Source organism: Blastomonas sp. CCH1-A6 (assembly GCF_001556365.1).
Classification (GTDB): domain Bacteria; phylum Pseudomonadota; class Alphaproteobacteria; order Sphingomonadales; family Sphingomonadaceae; genus Blastomonas; species Blastomonas ursincola.
Window position 1 is genome coordinate 1 of record NZ_LSIS01000390.1, and the last position, 1,494, is coordinate 1,494.

Annotated in this window: 2 protein-coding genes and 1 pseudogene; all 3 read left to right on the forward strand. The window is 68.1% G+C overall.

Annotation, left to right across the window (positions count from 1 at the left end):
* Positions 1–335, forward strand: a pseudogene (locus AX735_RS17820) (anthranilate phosphoribosyltransferase); the annotation flags it as partial.
* On the forward strand, positions 332–1,126 hold the full coding sequence (gene trpC / locus AX735_RS17825) for an indole-3-glycerol phosphate synthase TrpC (protein WP_066282936.1): 795 nt from the start codon (positions 332–334) through the stop codon (positions 1,124–1,126). The pseudogene AX735_RS17820 and the gene trpC, both read left to right, overlap by 4 nt.
* Positions 1,126–1,494, forward strand: a 369-nt coding sequence (gene moaC / locus AX735_RS17830) for a cyclic pyranopterin monophosphate synthase MoaC (protein ID WP_066282939.1), incomplete at its 3' end; no start/stop codon positions are given. The genes trpC and moaC, both read left to right, overlap by 1 nt.

Below are 1,494 nucleotides of genomic sequence, written 5' to 3' on the forward strand. Positions count from 1 at the left end.
CGCTGGCGGGGGGCAACGAGGTGGCGGACATCGGCCCCGATGGCGTCATCATGAAGCGCTGGCAGGCCAGCGATGCCGGCCTTCCGACGCACCCGATCGAAGCGATCCGTGGCGGCGACGCGGCGCATAATGCCGCTGCGCTGCGCCGCCTACTGCAGGGCGAGACCGGGCCGTATCGCGATGCGGTGCTGTTCAACGCCGCCGCCGCGCTGCTGATCGCGGGCGAGGTGGAGAGCCTCGCCGAAGGGGCCGAGGAAGCCGCCGAGGCCATCGACAAGGGGCTCGCCAACGCGCTGCTCAACTGCTGGATCGATTTCACGAAAGCCGCCACATGAACAAGCTGGAAGAGATTTGCGAGGTCAAGCGGCAGGAAGTCGCACGGCGCAAGACCCTGATATCGCAGGCCGAACTCGAACGCCGCACCGCTGCTGCTTCCGCACCGCGCGGCCTTGCGCGCGCGCTCCTGGACAAGTCGCGCGACGGTTTCGGCCTGATCGCCGAGATCAAGCGCGCCAGCCCCTCCAAGGGCCTGATCCGCGCCGATTTCGACCCCGCTGCGCATGCCGCCGAGTACCAGGCGGGCGGCGCAGCGTGCCTTTCGGTACTGACCGATGAACCGTATTTCCAAGGGCATGACGACTATCTCGTCGCCGCGCGCGCCGCGTGCGACCTGCCTTGCCTGCGCAAGGACTTCATGGTCGATGTCTGGCAGGTCGCCGAAAGCCGCGCGCTGGGGGCCGATGCGATCCTGATCATCGTCGCCGCGCTCGACGACGCGACCATGGCCGATATCGAGAGCGCCGCGTTCGACCACGGCATGGACGTGCTGGTCGAGGTGCATGACGAGGCCGAGATGGAACGCGCGCTCAAGCTCAAGTCGCCGCTGATCGGCATCAACAATCGCGACCTGCGCAGCTTCGTCACCGATATCGCCACCACCGAACGGCTGGTCGGCATGATCCCCGACGGCCGGATAGCGGTGTCCGAAAGCGGCATCAACAGCCATGCCGATTGCACCCGGCTGAGCGGGCAGGGGGTGCGCTGCTTCCTGGTCGGAGAGTCGCTGATGCGCCAGCCTGACGTGACGATCGCCACGCGGACACTGCTCACCGGAGCGGCGGCCTGATGGACAAGCTCACCCATCTCGACGCCACCGGCGCGGCGCAGATGGTCGATGTGTCGGCCAAGGCCGATAGCGTGCGCGAGGCGGTGGCCGAGGGGGTGATTGCCATGACCCCGGCGGTGATCGCCGCGATCCGCGCGGGCGACATCAAGAAGGGCGACGTGCTGGGCACCGCGCGCATCGCGGGCATCATGGCCGCCAAGCAGACAAGCAACCTGATCCCGCTGTGTCATCCGCTGCCGATCGCCAGCGTCTCGGTCGATTTCGCCTATGTCGACACCGGCGTCCGCGTCGAGACGCGGGTGCGGACCAGCGGCAAGACCGGGGTGGAGATGGAGGCGCTGACCGCCGCCAGCGTCGCGCTGCTGACG

Bases quoted from the DNA above. Each gene is read 5' to 3' on its own strand.
- trpC (WP_066282936.1), top strand. From the start codon at position 332: ATGAACAAGCTGGAAGAGATTTGCGAGGTCAAGCGGCAGGAAGTCGCA.